General features: G+C 30.0%; 16 protein-coding genes and 1 pseudogene. 7 read left to right on the top strand and 10 right to left on the bottom strand.

Annotation, left to right across the window (positions count from 1 at the left end; genetic code table 11):
- The first annotated feature begins 20 nt into the window (after positions 1–20).
- Positions 21–1,313: a peptidase T gene (pepT, locus tag BC748_RS14010; RefSeq protein ID WP_133534119.1), complete on the top strand. Its 1,293-nt coding sequence runs from the start codon at positions 21–23 to the stop codon at positions 1,311–1,313.
- A gap of 77 nt (positions 1,314–1,390) precedes the next feature.
- On the opposite strand, the gene yajC is transcribed toward pepT, so the two are convergent.
- The 4 genes from yajC to BC748_RS13990 all read right to left on the bottom strand — a co-directional run bounded on the left by yajC (position 1,391) and on the right by BC748_RS13990 (position 4,341).
- Positions 1,391–1,666, bottom strand: a complete 276-nt coding sequence (gene yajC / locus BC748_RS14005) for a preprotein translocase subunit YajC (protein ID WP_133534118.1) — start codon at positions 1,664–1,666, stop codon at positions 1,391–1,393.
- 11 nt (positions 1,667–1,677) lie between these two features.
- Positions 1,678–2,205, bottom strand: a complete 528-nt coding sequence (locus BC748_RS14000; protein WP_211338565.1) for a DUF1573 domain-containing protein — start codon at positions 2,203–2,205, stop codon at positions 1,678–1,680.
- A 10-nt stretch (positions 2,206–2,215) separates the two neighbouring features.
- The gene (gene nusB / locus BC748_RS13995; protein WP_133534141.1) at positions 2,216–3,121 is read right to left on the bottom strand and encodes a transcription antitermination factor NusB; all 906 of its coding nucleotides are present in this window, start codon (positions 3,119–3,121) and stop codon (positions 2,216–2,218) included.
- 113 nt (positions 3,122–3,234) lie between these two features.
- The gene (locus BC748_RS13990) at positions 3,235–4,341 is read right to left on the bottom strand and encodes a Glu/Leu/Phe/Val family dehydrogenase (RefSeq protein WP_133534117.1); all 1,107 of its coding nucleotides are present in this window, start codon (positions 4,339–4,341) and stop codon (positions 3,235–3,237) included.
- 200 nt (positions 4,342–4,541) lie between these two features.
- Between BC748_RS13990 and BC748_RS13985 the strand changes: the two genes are divergently transcribed.
- The 3 genes from BC748_RS13985 (at position 4,542) to BC748_RS13975 (ending at position 7,023) form a co-directional block, all read left to right on the top strand.
- Positions 4,542–6,305, top strand: a complete 1,764-nt coding sequence (locus tag BC748_RS13985; protein ID WP_133534116.1) for an ABC transporter ATP-binding protein — start codon at positions 4,542–4,544, stop codon at positions 6,303–6,305.
- 70 nt (positions 6,306–6,375) lie between these two features.
- Complete coding sequence (locus BC748_RS13980) at positions 6,376–6,753, top strand: PUR family DNA/RNA-binding protein (protein ID WP_133534140.1); 378 nt, start codon at positions 6,376–6,378, stop codon at positions 6,751–6,753.
- 54 nt (positions 6,754–6,807) lie between these two features.
- The gene (locus BC748_RS13975; RefSeq protein WP_133534115.1) at positions 6,808–7,023 is read left to right on the top strand and encodes a hypothetical protein; all 216 of its coding nucleotides are present in this window, start codon (positions 6,808–6,810) and stop codon (positions 7,021–7,023) included.
- 77 nt (positions 7,024–7,100) lie between these two features.
- On the opposite strand, the gene BC748_RS13970 is transcribed toward BC748_RS13975, so the two are convergent.
- From BC748_RS13970 to BC748_RS13950, 5 genes and pseudogenes are all read right to left on the bottom strand, one after another.
- Positions 7,101–8,384 carry an HlyD family secretion protein gene (locus BC748_RS13970; protein WP_133534114.1) on the bottom strand — a complete coding sequence of 428 codons (1,284 nt, stop codon included), beginning with the start codon at positions 8,382–8,384 and terminating at the stop codon, positions 7,101–7,103.
- A gap of 43 nt (positions 8,385–8,427) precedes the next feature.
- Positions 8,428–10,619: pseudogene (locus tag BC748_RS13965) on the bottom strand (peptidase domain-containing ABC transporter).
- Between the two features lie 121 nt (positions 10,620–10,740).
- The gene (locus BC748_RS13960; RefSeq protein ID WP_133534113.1) at positions 10,741–11,160 is read right to left on the bottom strand and encodes a hypothetical protein; all 420 of its coding nucleotides are present in this window, start codon (positions 11,158–11,160) and stop codon (positions 10,741–10,743) included.
- 156 nt (positions 11,161–11,316) lie between these two features.
- Positions 11,317–11,532 (bottom strand): hypothetical protein, encoded by a 216-nt coding sequence (locus BC748_RS13955; protein WP_162846480.1) that lies wholly within the window; start codon positions 11,530–11,532, stop codon positions 11,317–11,319.
- Positions 11,533–11,579: 47 nt separating this feature from the next.
- Positions 11,580–13,085 (bottom strand): cysteine peptidase family C39 domain-containing protein, encoded by a 1,506-nt coding sequence (locus tag BC748_RS13950; protein ID WP_133534111.1) that lies wholly within the window; start codon positions 13,083–13,085, stop codon positions 11,580–11,582.
- 206 nt (positions 13,086–13,291) lie between these two features.
- Between BC748_RS13950 and BC748_RS13945 the strand changes: the two genes are divergently transcribed.
- On the top strand, positions 13,292–13,654 hold the full coding sequence (locus BC748_RS13945; RefSeq protein ID WP_133534110.1) for a helix-turn-helix domain-containing protein: 363 nt from the start codon (positions 13,292–13,294) through the stop codon (positions 13,652–13,654).
- A gap of 6 nt (positions 13,655–13,660) precedes the next feature.
- On the opposite strand, the gene BC748_RS13940 is transcribed toward BC748_RS13945, so the two are convergent.
- Positions 13,661–13,996: a tRNA-binding protein gene (locus BC748_RS13940; RefSeq protein WP_133534109.1), complete on the bottom strand. Its 336-nt coding sequence runs from the start codon at positions 13,994–13,996 to the stop codon at positions 13,661–13,663.
- A 118-nt stretch (positions 13,997–14,114) separates the two neighbouring features.
- On the opposite strand from BC748_RS13940, the gene BC748_RS13935 reads away from it, so the two are divergent.
- Positions 14,115–15,008 (top strand): alpha/beta fold hydrolase, encoded by an 894-nt coding sequence (locus BC748_RS13935; RefSeq protein WP_133534108.1) that lies wholly within the window; start codon positions 14,115–14,117, stop codon positions 15,006–15,008.
- Positions 15,009–15,173: 165 nt separating this feature from the next.
- On the top strand, positions 15,174–16,400 hold the full coding sequence (gene glgA, locus BC748_RS13930; protein WP_133534107.1) for a glycogen synthase: 1,227 nt from the start codon (positions 15,174–15,176) through the stop codon (positions 16,398–16,400).
- Positions 16,401–16,630 lie beyond the last annotated feature (230 nt).

Raw genomic sequence — 16,630 nt, 5'->3', positions numbered from 1 at the left:
AACTATTAAAAATTAAAAACATGCAAAATATTATAGACAGATTCATAAGTTATGTAACTATTGATACCGAATCTGATCCAAACTCTCAAACAACGCCAAGCACAGAAAAACAATGGGTTTTAGCTAAAAAATTAGTTGAAGAATTAAAAGCCATAGGTATGGAAGATGTAACAATTGACGACCATTCATATGTCATGGCAACTCTACCTTCCAATGTTGAGCATGATGTTCCAACGATAGGTTTCGTTTCTCATTTTGACACCACACCCGATTTTACTGGAGCCAATGTAAAACCGCAAATCATTGAAAATTATGATGGTGGTGATATTCTATTAAATGCAGAACAAAACATTGTGCTTTCACCAAATTATTTCAAAGATTTATTACAGTACAAAGGGCAAACATTAATCACAACAAATGGATTGACTTTGCTCGGTGCTGATGACAAAGCTGGAATTACAGAAATAGTTACAGCAATGGAATATCTCATCAAAAATCCAAAAATTAAACATGGGAAAATTAGAATTTGTTTCACCCCTGATGAAGAAATTGGTCGTGGAGCTGATTTATTTGATGTAGAAAAATTTGGAGCAAAATGGGCTTACACCATGGATGGAAGTCAAATTGGCGAACTAGAATATGAAAATTTTAATGCCGCAGGTGTAAAAATTACATTCAAAGGAAAATCAGTTCACCCAGGATATGCCAAAGGAAAAATGATAAATTCAATGCTAATTGCCAATGACTTTATTAATCAATTACCAAAAGGAGAAACGCCACAAGAAACTAAAGGTTATGAAGGTTTTTTTCACGTAACACAGCTTTCTGGTAGTATTGAAGAAACAAAACTGGAATTAATTATTCGTGATCATGACATGAAAAAATTTCTCAAAAGGAAAGAACTAGTGCATAAAATCACAAAAAAAATCAATAAGGATTTTGCTAAACAATTTGGTGAAGATATTGTAATTACTGAAATAAAAGATCAATATTACAATATGAAAGAGAAAGTTGAACCAGTATTTTTCATAATTGATTTAGCAGAAAAAGCAATGAAATCGCTCAACATAAAACCATTAATAAAACCAATTCGAGGTGGAACTGACGGTTGCCGTTTATCCTATATGGGTTTACCGTGTCCAAATATCTTTGCTGGTGGGCATAATTTTCACGGAAAGTATGAATATGTACCTGTAGAAAGTATGCAAAAAGCAGTTGAAGTTATCGTGAAAATTGCTGAGCTAACCGCAACAACCGATTTTTCTGAATTAGAAAAAAAATCTAAAGGGAAAAAGAAAAAAGAGAAAAAATAACTTCCTCCGAATAAATAAAAAATCCAAGTTCCAAAATCTTTAAACGATATTGGAATTTGGATTTTTAGTATAAAAATTTATGCTTTTTTATTCAAAGCAGCTGTTAACTCTAATGAAATTGCAGAACGCTCCATTTTAAGTTTTCCCGACATAGTTTCTACAACAACAGTTGTTTCTGCTAATTCCGCAACTTTTCCGTGAAGACCACTTTTGGTGATAATTTTATCTCCAACTTTTAATCCTGCTTCAAATTCTTTTTCTTGTTTTATTTTCTTTTGTTGTGGTCTAATCATAAAGAAGTACATCACAACAATGATTAATAAAAACGGTAAAAACTGACTTAATTGTCCCATAATAATTGATTTTATGCTCCTTTTTCAGAAACTTTAATATTGGTTTTTATTATTAATTTTTCATTAACATTCGCTGTATTACAAGTGATAATAACATTTTTTGAAACCGAACCATTTTTTCCAGTTGAATCAAATTTAACTTTAATATCTCCGCTCATTCCAGGTTTAATAGCAGTTTTTGGATATTCTGGAACGGTACAACCGCATGAAGCTTTTGCATTTGAAATTAACAAATCAGCTTCACCAGTATTTTTGAATATAAAAATGTGTTCTACTTTATCACCTTGCTTGATATCCCCAAAATCATATTCCGTTTCTTCAAAAGTCATTACAGGATATTTTCCATCCACTGGTGGTGCTGGTTTTTCGCTTTCCGTTTTTGGTAAAGCTAAAGTTCCATCTGGATTTAATGCATTTGGATCAGCAGGTGCTATTCCCGTTTTTGTAGCATCAATTTTTGAAGAAGCATCCTCTTTTTTACAAGCTGTTGCAAAAAATAAAACGGTAATAATCATTAAAAAATTAATTCTTCTTTTCATATTATAAATTTTATAGTAAACCTCTACCCGATTTTTTGATTTTATTTTCTTTGCTAAATTCTTTCACTAAATTATCTAAAATTCCGTTGATAAAAATACTGCTTTTTGGTGTTGAATATTCTTTTGCAATTTCTAAATATTCATTAATGGTAACTTTCACAGGAATGGATGGGAATTTTAAAAATTCACAAATTGCCATTTTCAAAATAATGGTATCAAGTTCAGCTATTCGTTCCGTATCCCAGTTTGGAGTTTTATCAATGTATTCTTTGGCCAAATCAACTTCATTCAAAACGGTTTTTCTAAACAACAAGCTAACGTATTCTTTGTCTTCTTCGTCTTTGTATAATTTGGTAACTCTAAATTCTTCCTCTTGAGTTATTGCTTTCAACTGCTTTAAGATTTGAGTGTTGACCATAGGAATATCGTCAATCCAAGTCAATTTATTATCTTCAATGTATTCGTAAAGCTTTTCGTTGGGTGCGATAATTTCGGTAAACATATCAACGACAAATTGTTTGTCTTCTTCAAAAGAATTTGTTCTACTCAACATGTATTTTTCATACAAACTACTTTGTTTAACTTCGTTAAGCAAGATTAGAATGTAATCATCATTCATTATCCAATTGTCAATTTTTCTTTTTTCAATAGCAATACTTATTGAATTGCTATCTTCAAGATTTTGCAAAACCGCATTATTAACAAATTTTCTATTTGGATTTCGTTCTTCTGGAGTTGCAAGGTGTTTTTTGCTAGAAGTTTCTAAAAAAAGAATTTCTTTTTTGCGAAGTTCAATTAGCGATGATATCATTATCAAATATAAATTTGAAATATTGTCAATACTATTGATTAGAAATTTTTCTTCTTTTTCAATATCATCTGAATTTTTTTGGTGCAAAGCATAAATGGATTGCATCACTTTTACTCTAATATGTCTTCGGTTTAACACAGATAAGAACTTTTAAAAATTAACAAAGCGAAAGAAGTTCTTTCGCTTTGCAAAAATAGTATTATTTTAAAAACTGACTATTATTTATTAGCGTTTTCTTTTTTCCTTTCGGCAATTCTGTTCTCAGCAATTTGCATTGCAGCTTGTTGCGTTGTCAAATTATTTTGGTCAGCAAAATTGAAAATCTCTAAAGTAGTATTGTAGATATTTTCAGTTCTACGCATTGCTTCTGCTTTATCATATTTCACAATCTCACCATAAACATTGATAATTCCACCTGCATTAATCAAGAAATCAGGCGCATAAGCAATTTTTCTTTCTCTCAAAATTTTTCCATGAACAGCTTCAACTGCTAATTGATTGTTGGCTGCACCAGCAATTACTTTTGCTTGTATTTTATAAACCGTATCATCATTAATTGTTGCACCAAGAGCACATGGTGAATAAATATCTACATCAGCTGAATATAAATCAGCTCCATCAAAAATTTTGGCTCCATATTTTGCAACCATATTTTCCATTTTATCTTGATGAATATCAGCAACATAAACAATTGCTCCTTCATTTGTTAAATAGCTAATCAAAGTTTCACCAACATGTCCTGTTCCTTGAACTAAAACTTTTTTTCCTGCAAGATTTTCAGTTCCAAATTGATACTTTGCAGCAGCTTTCATTCCCATAAAAACACCATAAGCAGTAACCGGAGAAGGATTTCCAGAACCTCCAATTGATTCAGATATTCCCGTTACGTGTGGTGTTACTTTTCTAATTAAATCCATGTCGGCTGTTGTTGAACCAACATCTTCTGCAGTGATATATTTTCCACTTAATGAATTTACAAATTCACCAAATCGAGTAATCATTTCTGGAGTTTTATCTAATTTAGAATCGCCAATAATAACTGCTTTTCCACCACCAAGATTTAATCCTGTAATAGCTGATTTATAAGTCATTCCGCGTGAAAGTCTAAGAACATCATTCAAAGCTTCCCATTCGTTAGCATAATTCCACATTCTTGTTCCGCCCAAAGCTGGTCCCATAACTGTGTTGTGAATACCAATTATTGCCTTTAATCCTGTATCTTTGTCATTACAAAAAACGATTTGTTCATGATTATCAAATGACACTTGACCAAATACTGGATCCATTTTTTTTAGTTCTACAGGAGTTAAAATTTCTGAAGTCATAGAATAAATTTTAATTGGTATTTTAGTTTTTTCATAAAAACCTTTGGCAAAATTAAAATATTATTCAATAATATTCGATTATATTAGAAATAATTATGAAATTGTTAATAAAATCAATTAATGATAACATATCAATAAATTAATTAAAATCATTTATTTAACATAAAATACAAACATAACGCAGAGTTTAAAACATAAACATGAAAGAACTTCAATATCTCAATAAATATTTTGTAAAATATAAATACCATTTCTTATTAGGTATTTTTATCACTATAGTTGCACAAATCTTTTCGCTGTTCACACCAAAATTAATCAGTAAATCGTTTAAAGCAATTGAAGAATTTCATAAGAATGATATTAGCGCAAGTGTTGTTAAAAACGATTTAGTCAGCAACATTCTTTTAATCATTGCTACAACATTGATTGCTGGTATTTTAACTTTTTTGATGCGTCAAACATTAATCGTAATGTCGAGACACGTTGAATTTGATTTAAAAAATGAAGTCTTCCAACATTATGAAGTATTGGATCAAAATTTCTATAAACGAAATAGAACTGGTGATTTAATGAGTAGAATTAGTGAAGATGTTGGAAAGGTGAGAATGTATGTTGGTCCAGCTGTGATGTACACAATTAACACTATCATCCGATTTGCTGTAGTAATTATTTATATGTTTAATGTTTCACCGCGACTGACCTTGTACTCACTTCTACCATTACCTTTTTTGGCTTACATTATTTTTAAACTAAGTACAGAAATTAATATACGAAGCACTGTTTTTCAGCAATATTTATCGAAAATATCCACTTTTTCACAAGAAATTTTTTCTGGAATTAGAGTGGTTAAAGCCTATTCGATGGAGAATCAGTACCAAGAAAAAATGCATGATTTAGCTATTGAAAGTAAAACCAAAAGTATGAAATTGGCAACAGTTCAATCTTTATTTGGACCATTAATGGTTGCATTGATTGGTATTAGCAATTTGATTGTTATTTACTTCGGTGGAATGATGTACATTAATAAAGAACACGGAATGGAAAACATTGGAACCATTGCGGAGTTTATCCTTTACATCAATATGCTCACTTGGCCTGTGGCATCTATCGGTTGGGTTTCGTCTTTAGTTCAAGAAGCTGAAGCATCACAAAAACGTATTAATGAATTCTTAAAAATAGAACCTGAAATTAAAAATAAAACAACTGAAAACATTACTATTCATGGCGAAATAGAATTCAAAAACGTAACTTTTACTTATGAAGATACTGAAATTACAGCTTTAGAAAACATTTCATTTACTGTAAAAAAAGGGGAAACATTAGCAATTTTAGGAAAAACAGGTTCAGGAAAATCAACTATCCTTTCACTAATAACTAGAATGTATGACATCAAAAATGGAAAAATAACCATTGATAACACCGAAATCGACAAAATCAATTTAAATGATTTAAGAAACAGCATTGGAATTGTGCCACAAGATGCCTTTCTTTTTTCGGATACTATAAAAAATAACATCAAGTTTGGTAAAGAAAATGCAACGGATGAAGAAGTTTTCGATGCCGCAAAAATAGCAGTTGTTCATGACAATATTATAAATTTCAACAAGCAATACGAAACCATTCTTGGTGAAAGAGGAATCACACTTTCTGGTGGACAAAAACAACGTGTTTCTATTGCAAGAGCTGTTATAAAAAATCCAGAAATTTTACTTTTTGACGATTGTCTTTCAGCAGTTGATACCGAAACCGAAGAGCAAATTTTGAACAATTTACTAAAAATTTCAAAGGGCAAAACAACTATTATTGTCAGTCATAGGGTTTCTTCAGCGAAAAATGCAGACAAAATTATCATTCTTGAGGAAGGAAAAATTATTCAAGAAGGTTCTCATAATCAATTAATAAACCAAGAAGGATATTATGCCGAATTATATTTGAAACAACTTTCGGAAAAAGAATTAAATTAATTGTTGTTTGGTAACAAAAAATTTACCATTTTTGAACTATATAGAAACACTACTAATTGACCGAAAGAATATGAGAGAAAATGATATGTTAGAAAAAGATGAAATTTTTTCTAAAGTTTTAAGAGCAGGAAGACGAACTTATTTCTTTGATGTAAGAGCAACAAAAGCTGATGATTATTACATTACTATCACCGAAAGTAAAAAATTTACTGAAGAAGATGGTTCGTTTCATTTCAAAAAACACAAAATCTATTTATACAAAGAAGACTTTGCTGCTTTCACCGAAATTCTAGAAGAAATGACTTCTTATGTTTTAAATAACAAAGGAGAAGAAGTTATTTCAGAAAGACACCAAAAAGACTTCAAAAAAGAATACCAACAAGAAAATAGTACAGAAAAAACGCCAACCGAAAAAAGTTTCACTGATATTGATTTTGACGATATTTAATAAAATAACCGAAGCCCAAAAGTATTTTTTTTGGGCTTTTTTATAACTTCAACCATGCAAAAAATTCTAGCCATTCTTAATAAATACAGTATTTTAATAAATTCTATTTGTATCGTATTTTGGCTATACATCATCTACGAAAATTACAAAGCATCTCAAGAAGGAAATTCATTTGACGAAAGAAAAAGTTATTTTATCATTCCAACACTTTTCATTCTATTGTCCGTATTCAATATGTATATGGTTGAAAAAAGAAAAAGACGTAATTAATCTTAAAGAATAAAAATGGAAGCAATTTGGATGATGTTTTTTTGTTTTCCGATTGATACAATAGTAATCCTTATTTCTTACCTCCTAAAAACATCTCTAAACTGATACAATAACCGTTCAATAAGTCGTAAATCTTCGGTAACTATTTCAGCCGAACCAGACATTTCCTGTTGAAATGTGATTTGTTTTTTATAAGATGTTCTTAAACCTTCGGGCAATGAAACATCGATCAAAAGATTTCCTTCTTTGTCAGGAGTCAATGAAATTGTATTAATTTTTCCTTTTAACATTCCAAATTCACGATCTGGGAAATTAGCTAAACGGATATTTACATCTTGACCAACTTGTATCTTTCCTGAATTTTGTGCTGGAGCTTTAACTTTACCTATATAATTTTTCCTAACAGATGGAATTATTGCAAATACATTATCTCCTGCATTTACCGTTTGATTTTCTGTCCATATTTGAAGAAAAGTTACTTTTCCGTCAATAGAAGAACGCAAAACATAATTCAATTCCCAATTTTTTATTACTTTTTTTAGTTCATAAAAAGACTGAAATACATTTCGTTCAAGAGTTACGGTTTCTTTAGTGGCGTTTATTTTGGTTGTTTCAGTTGTTCTGTTCAAGTCATTCAAAGAAGATTTCATTTGAGAAACTGAACTCAATAAGCTTTTATAATTCTTTTCGGCTTGCAGATACAGTAATCGTTGTTTTTCAATTTCCTGCGCTGCAATAATTCCTTTTTTGAATAAACTTTCATAACGCTCCAAATCATTTTTTTGCAATACCAGTTCATTTTGGGTGATTGCTTTTTGCGCTTCCAATAATTGCAAACGTTCTCTCAATTGATGACTTTCATAGTTTTGCGCATTATTCTCAACTTTATAGGGTTGCAATTTTGAGTTAAGCTCATCGGCTATATATTCCTTTTGAAATAATGCAAAGGAACTTTCCACTTCACCCAATTGAGTTGTTTTAAGCAAATGAAATGGAAATGAAGTTTTGTCTAAATTAATAGTATCAACTATACTTTTTAAAAGAAAAATATCTTTATAATTTGCCGCATTTTCTATTATTGCTAAAGGTGTATTCTTCGAAATAATTTCTTTATCCTCAATTAAAATAGCTTCTATCCTTCCCGAAGTTCGAGCAATTAATTTTTCTGGTGGTATTTGGGTTGTAATGACGATTTCAGTTGCAATGATATCAGGATATTTCACAAACCAGGAAACTAAAAACACTAAAAAAAGTAACAATAGAATAAAAACATTTCCCCAACGAATCATCCAATGAGGAACACGCGTCAAGATTTCTTGTACTTCTTCGCTTCTTAATTCTATTTCTTTAATTTCTGGCATTTTACTTCTTAAATCTAAAATCGTTAATCTTCAATCTAAAATCCTATGTTCCTAACTGTAATTGATTTTTCACTAACTCATAGTAGTTTCCTTTTCGTTTTATTAGCTCTTGATGATTTCCAGTTTCAATAATTTTTCCTTTTTCCAACACTACAATTTGGTCGGCATTCATCACAGTACTCAATCGGTGAGCAATTACAACAACTGTTTTGTCTTTGAAAAACACATTTAATTTTTCCATAATTTCCTTTTCATTATTGGCATCAAGTGCCGATGTCGCTTCGTCAAAAAACAACATTTCAGGATTTTTATAAACGGCTCTTGCAATCAATAATCGTTGCTTTTGACCAGTACTCATCCCAACGCCTTCCATACCAATTTTGGTATTAAAACCAAGCGGATAATCTTCAATGAAATTTTTAATATTGGCAACATCAGCTGCATAAAGTAGTTTTTCCTTATCAACACTATCAACACCTATAGCAATATTATTGGCAATAGTATCATTAAAAATATAACCTTCTTGCATGACAGAACCAATATGGCTTCGCCAATACTTTGGAGCGATTTTACTTAAAGACGTTTTCCCTACTAAAATTTCCCCAGCATGAGGTTCATAAAATTGTTGAAGCAATTTCATTAAAGTAGTTTTTCCACTTCCACTAGTTCCTACTATCGCTGTTATTTTATTCGGTGGAATCGTTAAGTTTAGATTTTCTAAAACATTTACATCAGAACCAATATAACGGAATGACAAATCCCTAATAGTAATTGTGGCATCTTTAGGAATTTCTTTTATTTTTTCATCGAGACTAGCTGTTTCATCTTCTTTATCGTGAATTTCAGAAAGACGTGCTAATGAAATCTTAGCATCTTGTGCTTCTCTAATAAAGCTTATTAATTGAACAATTGGTCCATTCAAACTTCCTACTATACTACTGATTGCCATCATCATTCCTAGAGTAATTTGTCCATCAATCACCAGTTTGGCCGATAGAAAAATAATGATGATATTCTTCAATTCATTAATAAAATTGGAACCAATACTTTGTGTTTGTTCTAAAACCAACCCTTTCATCGAGACTTTAAAAAGTCGTGCTTGAACATATTCCCAACCCCAACGCTTTTGTTTTTCGGCATTGTGCAGTTTTATTTCCTGCATGCCATTAATGAGTTCAATTACTTTACTTTGCTCCTGGCTAACTTCTGAAAAACGTTTGTAGTCTAGAGCTTCTCTTCGCTTGAGAAAAAGTGTTACCCACAAAAAATACAGTAAGCTTCCAACAAAAAAACAGTAAAAATTTTCAAATTATAATAAGCCAAAACACCGCCCATGATAAACATATTGAAAATCGAAAACAAAACATTCAACGACGAAGTAGTTAATATTCGTTCAATTCTATGATGATCATTGATGCGTTGCATGATATCTCCAGTCATCCTAACATCAAAGAAGGATATAGGCAAGTTCATCAGTTTGATGAAAAAATCGGATATCAGAGAAATGTTAATCCGAGTAGAAAGATGAAGTAATATCCAACTTCTAATAAGTTCCAAAGCCGTTTTTCCAAAAAACAAAAACAATTGTGCCGCCAACACCATATAGATAAAATGGATATTTTGATTTTGGATACCTACATCAACAACACTCTGCGTTAAAAACGGAAAAATAAGTTGCAACAAACTTCCTGCCAGCAGACCGATTATTAACTGAATTACAAAAGATTTATAAGGAAATATGTAATTGAATAATAATCCAAAACCAAATGCTTTTTCTTCTTTGTCAAATTCAGATTGATGAAACCTAGGTGTAGGTTCTAGTAATAAAGCAATACCTTCCTCGGTATAATCATCGGCATTTCCACCTATCCAGTTTTTTATAAACGCTTCTTTATTATATTCAAGAAACCCAAAAGCAGGATCAGAAATAAATATCCTATCTTTTTTTATTTTATACAATACTACATAGTGATTAGCATTCCAATGCAAAATACAAGGCAAAGGTGCTTCGTTTACTTTTTCAAAAGAAAGTTTCACACCCAAAGTTCTAAAACCAATTTGTTCAGCAGCTTCGGATAGGTTTAATAAATTGCTTCCTTCTCGGGTTGTTTCAGATAAACTACGTAGCTGTTGTATATTGAGATTCTTACCATAGTGTTTGGCTATGATTTTAAGGCAAGTTGGACCGCAGTCTTTGGCATCGGCTTGTTTGTAATAAGGAAATGACTGTGTCATTCATTTAATCCTTTTATTTAAATTTTACTGGGTCAGTTTATAATTAGTTTTTTTCAACTTTTACATAAAACTATTTTTATATTTTTTTCTTTAAGTCAAAAATCAAAAAGATTTAATAAAACTAATTACTAATGTTTTTTAATCTAATTTTGTCTTGTTTTACTAACTCTTCAAATTCAATATTATTGGTGAAATTATGTAGTGTTTCCCAATACTTTAAATCAAATACAGAATCCTTTTCCACTCTACACTCAACTACAATATTATATTTGCCAAAACCACCTTGGGTGTAGGCTAGTCGCCAAGTATTTTTATTTTTTGCCACATACTTTAATTGTTTGTCGGGTAAAGAATCTACTATAAAATCAGTAGAATTGTATTTTTCATCTGGATTAGCTATTTTAAAATCACTTTTTAAAGACAATACATTTTTCAATACTGGAGGTATAGAATCTTTTGTCTTATATTCCAACCAGATATTATCTTTACTTTTTGTACAACAAATGATTGTGAACAAACATAAAAGCATAATTTTTTTCATTTTTCTATTTTAATCTTAAATATAATATAATTAAAATTAATGAGAAAGAAAAATTAATTTTTCTTTCTCATTAATTTATCGAAGTATAATAGATATACCCTAAACGCACCACGGTAATGAACCAGGAGGACAATTAGGCCTTGAATTCCAATTCATTCATGAGTATATCCAGCATCCATACTCGTTTTGCCAGCCAACCTCGACCTCCTGACCTCCTTTTCTTAAATCAACAATGTTTCCATGTCTTTTTGCACACCAAGTTCTAAATCCACCATTAACACTTTTTTGCTCCTCTTTACTTAGAACAGCAATACCTTTTAAATCTAAAATTTTTTCAATCATAAATATTTCATATAAAATTATTCTTCTCAATCATTTTAAGTCATTTGAATTTCTGACTTTAGTTGTAAAATGTTTTTTTAATCTTTTAAAAAATAGATTATATCCTTTAAATCATAATTCTCATTTAATAAGTAGTTATTAAAAATTCTAACTGGTGTGTATTGTAGATCATTATCTAAACACCAATAATAATGTGATTGAAGTATTTTGTCTGGTTCTTTGTTATTTATTGTCCATTTATGTATCCAATCTTCAATCTTTAGTTTTTTTATATGCCAATCAATTAATGCGTTTTTATAGTCTTTCTTTAAAAAATATAAATTTTGAATAGTTACAGCAATATTAACATATGGGTTCTCATTATTGTTAATATTAACATTAAATCCTATCATTAGGTTGAATTTATTTTTGTTTTTTTCAATAATTTCTAATGATTCTTTAAAAGCAACATCACAAAAAGAGCAACTCGGGCTAATGAAAAGAACAATTGTATTGTTTGCATTATCATCACCTAATTTTATTAAATTCAGTCCTTCATAATCAAGTTGTACTTTCGTAGAAACTTTTTCAAATACCTCAATATTTCTTTTAAAACGTAATAAACTATTAACATGTTTTTTTAAAATAATGGATTTTAAAGTTATGGATTTGATTGAGTACCAGAATAAATAAACCATAACTAATAATATCAAAGATTTATAAACATCAATACTTTCAACTTTAATAAATTTAAAATTTAATAATAACAAAATCGTGTTAATAGAAAGCGTTAAAGAAATAACCAAACACAAGACGCACCACCTTTTGGCTATATAACTCTGATAATAAATGGAATAAATAACAATTGGAATTGAAAATAAACTTAATATCCCAACAATTATTATCAGCGTTGGAAATAGTATTTGTAATAAAAATGAAAATGAAAAAAAGATTATAGGCAAGTCAACAAAAAAAAAATATTTTTTAAAAACCACAAGATTTGATTTTATAATTTCATTACAAGAAAAATTTGTTTTTTTATTGCAGAATTTAGATCCATTAGTTAACCCTTCATTGTGAAAAATTGATTTAGTAATTTCCACAGAGAAAAACAGGCCAATTACTGTAAATAATAATTGTAAAAAAGAATATACTGTTTTGTTTTGTTCAATTATTGAATATAGCCCGATTGTGAAAAGTAAAAAATAAAAATACTGATAAGATTTTTTCTCAACATCATTTTTACTATCATTTTCCTCTAAAAGTAAAACTAAACCAGTCCAATGATTTCTAATTTCCTCAATTTGATATTTATTTTTTTTATGATTGTCATAAAAAATAAAATAATTATCTTCAATCTTTTCAACTATAAAAAACTCTTTATCATCATCAATAATGAACTGAGTAACAAAAACATCTGGTAGATTTCCAATTTGATTAAATGGCACATTTACAGCAACATTTACAATTTCTAATTGAGTTAATGAATCTGTAACTGCCAATAAACTTGGATAGTTCGGATGAGAAAGATATTTATCATTGAAGCCATCTATTTTATTAGCGTATCCCAATTTTAAAAGATATTTATTTACAGTTTCTTGCATTTATTTTCTTGAAATCTATGTATATCATTTTTGACTATCTATGTTAAGTGTAGAACAATAAAAAGTCAACAAACCTTGATGTTTTACAAATTTCAAATATTATTTTCAAACAGTTTAGTTTTGTTTAGGATATTTTAGGAAAAATTTATGCGACTATTTTTAATGTAAGAAATTTGTTTAAATTTGGTTTTTGTAACTCTATTAGTATGAAATTCGAAAAATTGATAAATCTCCGAAAAAACAAAGGATTAACTCAAAAACAAGTAGCAAATAAAATGGCTATGGAACAAACTACATATTCTAAAAAAGAAAGAGGTTTGTCTCCGATAAGTGATGAAGAATGGTTTCGTTTAGCAAAAATACTTGAAGTTGCCGTTGAAGAAATAAAAGAAATCGACAACTCTAGTTGTTCTAAAAATGAAAATTCAACATTTAGTGATAATTCGATTACTATTCAATATGTAAACATTCCCCAGAATGCTTTTGACTTGATCCTAAAATATAATGCTAAACTTGAAAAAGAAAATTCAGTTTTAAAAACTCAACTAAAAAAAATTAAAAAAATTTAAGAATTTTCAACCTATTCTCAATCCATTTTCAACTTCAATATCCGAAGTCAATAAAACAATATCATTATCATCTCCAACAGAACCAAGAACCAAGCATTCACTCATAAAAGTGCCAATTTGTTTTCTTGGAAAATTGACAACGGCTACAATTTGTTTCCCAACCAATTCTTCTTTAGTATATCGTTTCGTTATTTGTGCTGAAGATTTTTTTATTCCAATTGCCGAACCAAAATCAATCAACAACTGAAAAGCAGGTTTTCTAGCTTCGGGGAAATCGTTAACTTCAAGAATAGTTCCTATTCGCATTTCAACTTTTTCAAAATCATTCCAATTAATTTCCATGTTTCATATTGGTTTTATCCTAATAACAAACCTATGAATTATAAAAACATACTATTAAATTCTATAACCTTTTTTTTTGTCAGATGATTAATTTTATAATCAAACATAAAAAAAAGTCATGAACGAAAATCAAGTAGAAAATTATTCCAAAGTAAACGAGGAGAATTATTTAATTTTAGAAAACTCATCCGATAAATTTATTGAAACGGCTCCAAACGTGAGATTGTATGTTAAAGATTATGGCTATGGAAAACCCGTTATTCTTATTCATGGTTGGCCGCTTTCTAATGAAATGTGGGAATATCAAGTCGAAGAGTTAGTCAATAGCGGATTTAGAGTTATTACTTATGATCGTCGTGGTTTTGGAAAATCATCACAACCATGGAATGGTTACAATTATGACACACTAACTGATGATTTAAAAGCTATCATTGTACAATTAGAATTAAGCGATATTACGCTTGTGGGATTTTCAATGGGCGGAGGCGAAGTCGTTAGATATTTCAGTAGATATGGCGGAAAAAATGTTTCAAAAGCTGTTTTAATTTCCTCAATAACACCATTTAGGTTGAGAACAGAAAATAATCCAGACGGAACAACTCCCGAAAAAAATGAAGAAACAGCCAATGCAATTAAAAAAGATAGAATTGGATTTCTAAATGATTTTGGGAAGTCATTTTTTGGCGTTAGTTTGATTAATAACCCAATGAGTTCGTCATTGCTGGACTATTTTAAAATGTTATGCTCTTTTGCTTCACCACATGCAACTCTTGAGTGCGCAAAAGCATTTTCAACCACCGATTTTCGCAATGAAATGGCTACTGTAAATGTACCTACTTTAATCATTCATGGTGATGAAGACAATATAGTTGCTATTGAAGTTTCTTCCGAGAAATCGACCAAAATGATACAAAATAATACATTCCTAGTTTATGAAGAAGCGCCACACGGATTGTTCTATACCGAAAGAGAAAGATTGAATAAAGATTTAATTGAGTTTCTAAATTCATAATTCAAAAAGCAATAATAAAAACCCGAAGCACTCATCAAAAAGTGCTTCGGGTTTTTATTTAGTAAATATCTCGGTTTATATTTATTATACATGTGCAAAAGTTGATAATATTTTATACTTTTAAGTTTTATTTTCATTATGTGAAAATCAATTAAATGTATTTTTATGAAAATAGCTCTTTTCACCAATGAATTTCCGCCTAATATTTATGGTGGCGCAGGTGTTCACATCGATTTTTTAAGCCACGAATTAAAGAAACTTGCCCAAGTAGAAGTTCGCTGTTTTGGTAATCAAAAAGAACTAACAGAACAACTCAATGTGTTAGGAATTCAACCTTCGCTGAACGTAATGAATGACGAAAATAATCCGCACATTAAAATGTTTCAGAACTTGAGCCGAAATGTAGAAATGTCGCAACATACATTGGACGCTGATGTTATTCATTGTCATACTTGGTACACGAATTTGGCTGGAATATTTTCAAGAGAGTTATTACAATCGCCGTTAATTTTAACAACACATAGTTTAGAAACGCATCGACCATGGAAAGTAGAACAACTCGGCAACGGATATTTCCTTTCAAGATGGATTGAACACCATGCATACAATACCGCCGACGGAATTATTGCCGTAAGCGAACAAATGAAAACCGATGTTGTTGAAGCCTATGGCGTTTCGCCCGAAAAAGTTACGGTAATTCACAACGGTATTGATCCTGAGTTTTATAAACCAACGTTTGATAATAATTTATTAGTCGAATTAGGAATAAATCCCGATATTCCGTTTGTACTTTTCGTTGGCAGAATTACACGTCAAAAAGGAATTTCTCAACTCATTGAAGCGGCACAATATTTCGACAAAAACTGTCAAATTGTACTTTGTGCTGGTGCGCCAGACACACCAGAAATTGCAGCAGAAACAGAAGAATTAATTTCGAAACTAAAATCAAATCGTGATGGAGTCATCTTGATTTCGGAAATGTTGCCAAGAGAAAAAATAAAAGTATTGTATAGTCATGCGCGCGTTTTTGCTTGTCCATCGCTATATGAACCGTTTGGGATTATCAATCTCGAAGCGATGTCGTGTGAAACTCCAGTGGTTGGAAGTGCTGTTGGCGGCATTCCAGAAATCATTGTTGAGAATGAAACGGGATATTTAATTCCGTTGGAAAGTATATCTCGAACTGATTTTAATCCAAAAAATCCAGAGGCATTTCAGAGAAATTTTGCTGAAAAAATAAATAGTTTATTAGCTGATGAAGCTTTGGCTAACGCAATGGGAAAAGCTGGAAGACAAAGAGTTTTAGAAAAATTCAGCTGGGAATCCATCGCTAAAACCACTTTCAATTATTATGAAGAAGTAATCAATAGATTTGAAAAAGAAAAAGCTTGAGTTTGAAGAGGAATTATTTATGACTGCCTACTAAGAATACAAAAGAAAGTAAGAATACAATAATAAATAGGGTAAATTTAAGTTTAAATAGTACATATTGATTAATAATTGATATAAATTGTTTAATAAATACTATAAATTGTTTAATAATTAGTACAAAATATATTAATAAATAGTGTAAATTGTTTAATAAATAGTACAAAATACATTAATAAATAGTATAAATTGTT

This window comes from Flavobacterium dankookense (genome assembly GCF_004362665.1).
GTDB classification, from domain to species: Bacteria; Bacteroidota; Bacteroidia; order Flavobacteriales; family Flavobacteriaceae; genus Flavobacterium; species Flavobacterium dankookense.
The sequence above is the reverse complement of the archived record's forward strand: the minus strand, read 5'-3'. Positions and strand labels throughout refer to the sequence as shown.